Source organism: Caulobacter sp. B11 (genome assembly GCF_002737765.1).
Classification (GTDB): Bacteria; Pseudomonadota; Alphaproteobacteria; order Caulobacterales; family Caulobacteraceae; genus Caulobacter.
Genome location: NZ_PEGG01000050.1, coordinates 1 through 6,033 on the forward strand (window position 1 = coordinate 1; position 6,033 = coordinate 6,033).

The following is a 6,033-nucleotide window of genomic DNA, read 5'->3' on the forward strand; positions in this document are numbered from 1 at the left end:
AGGTCGGGGTCCAGATTCAGCCTGGGCCTTTGGGGATGACGCGCCTTCTGGCCTTTCCCGACCTGCCCCGCTCCGGGTTCGATCTGGGCCCCGGCCTTCGCCGGGGAGGTGGCCTTAGAGAACTATCACCCAACGCCAATACACCCATTTCCCCGACGAAGGTCGGGGTCCAGATTCAGCCTGGGCCTTTGGGGATGACGCGCCTTCTGGCCTTTCCCGACCTGCCCCTGCTCCGGGTTCGATCTGGGCCCCGGCCTTCGCCGGGGAGGTGGAAGACTTAAGGGTTGATCATCCCGCCCTCAGGCCCACATCCCCGGCCCATGCCGCAGCCGGCCCTCGTTGAAATAGGGCAGGGCCAGGGTCAGGCCGATCAGGATCTCGAAGGCCAGATTGCCCAGGCTGGCGCGCGCGTTGGCGCGGTCGGACAGCATCGCGAAGGTTCGCCCCGCCGCGGCCCCGAACCAGGCGATGGCCAGGGCGAAGGCCATGATCGCCCCGACGCTGGAATGATAGCCCAGCATCAGCGCCGCCGCCGCGTGGGCGGCCACCAGCAGGCCGCCATAGGCCCGGCCCTCGATCGCCGCCGCCGCCGCGCGGCCGCCCTCTAGCGACAGGTCGGCCAGGCCGAGCACCGAACGCGGCCGGGCCAGGGCGTAACCGCCCATGCCGCCGCCGATCACGCAGGCGATCACGGCCAGCAACAGGGACAGGGCGTAGCTCGACATGCGCTGGGCGCTCCTTGGATCAGACCGGTCCGGTCGTCCGGCCGCCGTGGAAGACGGCCTCGATGTTGAAGCCGTCGGGATCGATGACGAAGGCCCCATAATAGTCTGGGTGATAATGTGGGCGAAGTCCGGGCGCGCCGTTGTCCTTGCCGCCGGCCGCGAGGGCCGCGGCATGGAAGGCGTCGACCTGTTCCCGGTTCGCGGCGCTGAACGCCAGGTGCAACTTGCCCTGGGTCGCGTCCTGGCCGGCGATCCAGAAGAACGGCCGCGTATCGCCATAGCCCGTCGACAGGATCCCGCCGGTCAGTTCGGGCGGCACGGTGTAGAGCCGCGAAAGGCCCAGCGGGGCCAGGGCCAGGTCATAGAACGCCACCGACTTTTCGAAGTCGGACACGCCCAGGGTGATGTGATCCAGCATGCCGTCGCCTCGCTATTACCCGCCCGAGTCCTTGACTCCGGGGGACCTCAGACCTAACTCAAGCGCCGCGTTGGCACTCAGGGGCGCCGACTGCTAACAGCAGCGTCCCGCGTCGCCAGCGTCTCCTTTACCGATAACCGTCCCGACGGAGTAGACCACCATGAAGTTTCGTCCTCTTGGCGATCGCGTGCTCGTGAAGCGCGTCGAAGAAGAACAAAAGACCAAGGGCGGGATCATCATCCCTGACACCGCCAAGGAAAAGCCGCAGGAAGGCGAAGTCGTCGCCGTCGGCCCCGGCGGCCGTAACGACAAGGGCGACATCGTTCCCCTCGACGTCAAGGCCGGCGACCGCATCCTGTTCGGCAAATGGTCGGGCACCGAGGTCAAGGTTGATGGCCAGGACCTGCTGATCATGAAGGAAAGCGACGTTCTGGGCATCGTCGAAGCCTAAGGCTTCCGGTTCCCGACCGCTTTCCACACTCCAGTTTCACTATTTAGAAGGGCTCATATCATGGCCGCTAAAGACGTTTATTTCTCCTCGGACGCGCGCGACAAGATGCTGCGCGGCGTCAACATCCTCGCCAACGCGGTGAAGGTGACCCTCGGCCCCAAGGGTCGTAACGTCGTGATCGAAAAGTCCTTCGGCGCCCCGCGCTCGACCAAGGACGGCGTCTCGGTCGCCAAGGAAATCGAACTGGCTGACCGCTTCGAGAACCTCGGCGCGCAGATGATCCGCGAAGTCGCTTCGAAGACCAACGACAAGGCCGGCGACGGCACCACCACCGCCACCGTCCTGGCCCAGGCCATCGTGCAGGAAGGCCTCAAGTCCGTCGCCGCCGGCATGAACCCGATGGATCTGAAGCGCGGCATCGACAAGGCCGTGCACATCGTCGTCGCCGACATCAAGGCGTCGTCGAAGAAGGTCACGACCAACACCGAGATCGCCCAGGTCGGCACCATCTCGGCCAACGGCGACAAGGACGTTGGCGAAATGATCGCCAAGGCCATGGACAAGGTCGGCAACGAAGGCGTCATCACGGTTGAAGAAGCCAAGACCGCCGAGACCGAACTCGACGTCGTCGAAGGCATGCAGTTCGACCGCGGCTACCTGTCGCCCTACTTCATCACCAACCCCGACAAGATGGAAGTTCAGCTCGAAGAGCCGCTCATCCTGCTGTTCGAAAAGAAGCTCTCGAGCCTGCAGCCCCTGCTGCCGGTGCTGGAAGCCGTCGTTCAGTCGGGCCGTCCCCTGCTGATCATCGCCGAGGACGTCGAGGGCGAAGCCCTGGCCACCCTGGTGGTCAACAAGCTGCGTGGCGGCCTGCGCGTCGCCGCCGTCAAGGCCCCGGGCTTCGGTGATCGTCGCAAGGCGATGCTGGAAGACCTGGCCATCCTGACCGGCGCTCAAGTCGTGTCGGAAGACCTCGGCATCAAGCTCGAGAACGTGTCGCTCGACATGCTCGGCAAGGCCAAGAAGGTCACGATCACCAAGGACGACACCACCATCGTCGACGGTATCGGCGAGAAGGACGCGATCGAAGCCCGCATCGGCCAGATCAAGCGCCAGATCGAAGACACCACCAGCGACTACGACAAGGAAAAGCTGCAGGAACGTCTGGCCAAGCTGGCCGGCGGCGTCGCGGTCATCCGCGTCGGCGGTTCGACCGAAGTCGAAGTGAAGGAAAAGAAGGACCGCGTCGACGACGCGCCTTGAAGAAAGGCATCGTTCCCGGCGGCGGCGTCGCCCTGCTGAAGGCCTCCAAGGCCCTGGCCGGCCTGGTGGGCGACAACGCCGACCAGACCGCTGGCATCGCCATCGTCCGTCGCGCCCTGCAGGCCCCGATCCGTCAGATCGCCGAAAACGCCGGCGTTGAAGGCTCGATCGTGGTCGGCAAGGTTCTGGAAAGCGACTCGCCGACCTTCGGCTTCAACGCCCAGACCGAGATGTATGTCGACCTGATCGTCGACGGCGTCATCGACCCGGCCAAGGTCGTCCGTACCGCTCTGCAGGACGCCGCCTCGGTGGCCGGCCTGCTGATCACCACGGAAGCCGCGATCGTCGAAGCCCCCAAGAAGGGCGGCGGCGCTGGCGGCCCTCCCGGCGGCGGCATGGGCGGCATGGGCGACATGGATTTCTAGTCCAAGCCTAGCCTCTAGACCTGATGAAGGGCGGGACCGAAAGGTCCCGCCCTTTTTCTTTGAGCGGTGGGGTGGTGGTCCCCGAGCGGACCCAAGCTGCTCCCCCTTTTGGGCGAGCTGTCGCGAAGCGACTGAGGGGGGTCTTCCCGCCAGCGCCGCGCAACCCCCTCCGGCCCCCTGGGCCACCTCCCCCAAAGGGGGAGGATCCTTATGGCTGCCGCTTCCGCCCGAGAGACTGACTGCCCTCGGTGCATCCTTTTCCGCGCCAGCCCGTTTCCACCACGAGCGAACAACGCGCCCAGCGGAAGGTCCCATGGCCATGCGTCGCATGCACATCCACCGTCACGAACGTCCCCTGCCCCGCGCGGCCCTGATCGGCGGAGCCCTGGCCCTGTGGCTGGCCCTGGGCGTGATCAGCCAGGCGGCGTTTCAGCTGCTGGGCTGAGATCCCCGGCGCGAATCCCGAGAAGTCTGCTAAGGCCGGGTCATGTTCCGCCAACGCCCCGACGCCGATATGGTCACCCACGGCTGGGTCGTGGGGGTGATGATCGAGATCCCCGGCGAACGGGCCCCCGTCCGGCACTATTTCGCGGTCGGCCATCCCGACCGGGCCCGCGCTGAATGGGCCGCGGTCGATCAGGCCCTGGCGACCGGCGCGGTGGCCTCCAGCCCCTATCAGGGCCAGGAACCTGTCGAGGCCCTGCGCGAGGTCGCCGTCTATCGGGCCCGCGAGCTGGGCCTGCTGAAGGGCGAGGCCCGCGCCCTGGGCGACAAGTTTCCGCGCCGCTGGCTGCCGAGCTAAGGGCTGGACCCTGTCGCGCTGAATTCCCCAGACTTCCGTCTCCCCGGCGAAGGCCGGGGCCCAGATCGAACCCGGGGCGGTGAGGGGTTGGGTGACGCCCGAAGGCGGATCATCGCCAGGCTCTCAGGCTGGATCTGGGCCCCGGCCTTCGCCGGGGAAGCGGACTTTAGAGTGGCGTGTCAGCCCCACATCATCATGCCCTAGAGAGCGGGAAGGGCTTTCCTTTCAACGCGTCACACGCCATCTTCCCCGCCAAACAACTGTTCGAACGGGGTGGAAGATGTCGCAATCAGTTTGGGCCGCGCTGGGCCTGATCGCCGGCCTGACGGTCAGCCAGGCCGCCTGCGCCCAGCCCGCCCCGGCCGGCCCCGTCGCCGCCAATGACTATGCCCAGGACGCCCGCTGGCTGTGCCGTCCGGGCCGGGCCGACGCCTGTTCGTCCGACCAGTCGGCCACCGTGGTCCAGGCCGACGGCGCCACCAGCCTCGAGGCCTTCGCCGCCGACCCCAAGGCCGCCGTCGACTGCTTCTATGTCTATCCCACCGTCTCGACCGATCCGGGCGGCAACAGCGACATGGTCATCGATCCGGCCGAGCGGATCGTCGCCGAACAGCAGGCCGCGCGCTTCGGCTCGGTGTGCCGGGTGTTCGCGCCGATGTATCGCCAGGTGACCCTGGCGGCCCTGCGCAAGGTGATGATGGGCGGGGCCTCGCCCGGCGACGCCGCCCTGGCCTATGCCGACGTCAAGGACGCCTGGGCCGACTATCTGGCCCGCGACAACGGCGGCCGCGGGATCGTGCTGGTCGGTCACAGCCAGGGCTCGCGCGTCCTGCTCGACCTGATCGCCAAGGAGATCGACGGCAAGCCGGTGCAGAAGCAGATCGTCTCGGCCCTGATCCTGGGCATGAACACCCCGGTCGATCCGGCCACCAACCGCTATGGCTCGATGCCGCTGTGCCAGACCGCCGGCCAGACCGGCTGCGTGATCTCCTATGTGTCGTTCCGCGCCGCCAGCCCGCCGCCGGCCGCCAGCCGGTTCGGCAAGGTCGAGCAGCCCGGCCTGACCGCCGCCTGCGTCAATCCCGCCGCCCTGCGGGCCGGCAAGGGACCGATGGAGCCGGCGACGGTGCAGAGCTATTTCAACGGCAAGGGCATTGTCGGCTCGGTGCTGGCCGCGCCCAAGCCCTGGAGCAAGGGCCTGGTCCTGACCACGCCCTTCGCCTCGACGCCGGGCCTGGTCTCGGCCCAGTGCGTGAATAACGGCAGCCACAGCTATCTGGCGATCAGCGTCAACGGCGTCGCGGCCGATCCGCGCGTCGACGACATCCCCGGCGACATCCTGGTGCTGGGCCAGCCGCTGAAGGACTGGGGCCTGCACATGATCGACGTCAACCTGACCATGGGCGACCTGGTCGCGGTGGTCGGCGAACAGGCTCGCGCCTACGGCCAGCCCTAGGCCTGGGCTTTTCTGGGAAAGCGATCGCCCTCATCCTGGTCTGGTCCCGGGATGAGGGCGACCCGCCGCCGGTCTATTTCCCGGCGACGCTCTTGAACACGGTCACGCCGAGCACGGCGAAGATCACGAAGCCGATCAGAAACAGGAAGAACAGGATCTTGGCGACACCCGCCGCCGCGCCGGCGATACCGGTGAAACCGAGCAGGCCGGCCACAAGGGCGACAACCGCGAGAATTAGGGCCCATTTCAACATGTTGCGTCTCCTCCGCCGCCGGAACTGGCAAGCTTCACGATCCTCAACGTGCATTCGCCGCGCCTCGTTCCTTGTTTTCGCCGCCGCGCCTCGGTAACCCCTTCTGATGGTCTCCAAGCCCGAAAGCCCGACCGAACCTTTCAAGCGCGCCCTGGCCCACGCGGCGCGGTCGCTCGCCGAGACCGCCGACCTGGAGGTGGTGTTCTCGGGCGAGGGTCCGTCGCTGTCGAGCGGCCGCCT

At 67.1% G+C, this 6,033-nt stretch carries 8 protein-coding genes and 1 pseudogene; 6 read left to right on the forward strand and 3 right to left on the reverse strand.

The features are described 5' to 3' along the window. Positions 1–299: 299 nt before the first annotated feature. A complete protein-coding gene (locus tag CSW58_RS03390; RefSeq protein WP_099446309.1) occupies positions 300–725 on the reverse strand; it encodes a DUF4345 domain-containing protein in 426 nt (141 codons plus the stop codon). Positions 726–744: 19 nt separating this feature from the next. Beyond that, entirely contained in the window at positions 745–1,143 is a 399-nt protein-coding gene (locus CSW58_RS03395; RefSeq protein ID WP_099446310.1) for a VOC family protein, read from the reverse strand. 160 nt (positions 1,144–1,303) lie between these two features. On the opposite strand from CSW58_RS03395, the gene groES reads away from it, so the two are divergent. The 5 genes and pseudogenes from groES to CSW58_RS03415 all read left to right on the forward strand — a co-directional run bounded on the left by groES (position 1,304) and on the right by CSW58_RS03415 (position 5,540). Further along, positions 1,304–1,594 (forward strand): co-chaperone GroES, encoded by a 291-nt coding sequence (gene groES, locus CSW58_RS03400; RefSeq protein ID WP_099446311.1) that lies wholly within the window; start codon positions 1,304–1,306, stop codon positions 1,592–1,594. A gap of 60 nt (positions 1,595–1,654) precedes the next feature. Then, positions 1,655–3,282: pseudogene (gene groL / locus CSW58_RS03405) on the forward strand (chaperonin GroEL). 313 nt (positions 3,283–3,595) lie between these two features. Further along, on the forward strand, positions 3,596–3,727 hold the full coding sequence (locus CSW58_RS15625; protein ID WP_255406537.1) for a hypothetical protein: 132 nt from the start codon (positions 3,596–3,598) through the stop codon (positions 3,725–3,727). 42 nt (positions 3,728–3,769) lie between these two features. Further along, entirely contained in the window at positions 3,770–4,084 is a 315-nt protein-coding gene (locus tag CSW58_RS03410) for a hypothetical protein (protein ID WP_099446312.1), read from the forward strand. A 280-nt stretch (positions 4,085–4,364) separates the two neighbouring features. Then, on the forward strand, positions 4,365–5,540 hold the full coding sequence (locus tag CSW58_RS03415) for a DUF3089 domain-containing protein (RefSeq protein WP_099446313.1): 1,176 nt from the start codon (positions 4,365–4,367) through the stop codon (positions 5,538–5,540). A gap of 73 nt (positions 5,541–5,613) precedes the next feature. Here the strand turns inward: CSW58_RS03415 and CSW58_RS03420 are convergent, their stop codons facing one another. Continuing rightward, positions 5,614–5,793: a DUF1328 domain-containing protein gene (locus tag CSW58_RS03420; RefSeq protein ID WP_099446314.1), complete on the reverse strand. Its 180-nt coding sequence runs from the start codon at positions 5,791–5,793 to the stop codon at positions 5,614–5,616. Between the two features lie 106 nt (positions 5,794–5,899). On the opposite strand from CSW58_RS03420, the gene CSW58_RS03425 reads away from it, so the two are divergent. Further along, positions 5,900–6,033, forward strand: a 134-nt coding sequence (locus CSW58_RS03425) for a hypothetical protein (protein WP_143755066.1), incomplete at its 3' end; no start/stop codon positions are given.

What these genes read in the sequence shown, in the direction of transcription:
- CSW58_RS15625 (WP_255406537.1), top strand. Translation starts at nt 3,596, where the DNA reads ATGGCCATGCGTCGCATGCACATCCACCGTCACGAACGTCCCCTGCCC.
- CSW58_RS03410 (WP_099446312.1), top strand. Translation starts at nt 3,770, where the DNA reads ATGTTCCGCCAACGCCCCGACGCCGATATGGTCACCCACGGCTGGGTC.
- CSW58_RS03420 (WP_099446314.1), bottom strand. Translation starts at nt 5,793, where the DNA reads ATGTTGAAATGGGCCCTAATTCTCGCGGTTGTCGCCCTTGTGGCCGGC.
- CSW58_RS03395 (WP_099446310.1), bottom strand. Translation starts at nt 1,143, where the DNA reads ATGCTGGATCACATCACCCTGGGCGTGTCCGACTTCGAAAAGTCGGTG.
- CSW58_RS03390 (WP_099446309.1), bottom strand. Translation starts at nt 725, where the DNA reads ATGTCGAGCTACGCCCTGTCCCTGTTGCTGGCCGTGATCGCCTGCGTG.
- CSW58_RS03415 (WP_099446313.1), top strand. Translation starts at nt 4,365, where the DNA reads ATGTCGCAATCAGTTTGGGCCGCGCTGGGCCTGATCGCCGGCCTGACG.
- groES (WP_099446311.1), top strand. Translation starts at nt 1,304, where the DNA reads ATGAAGTTTCGTCCTCTTGGCGATCGCGTGCTCGTGAAGCGCGTCGAA.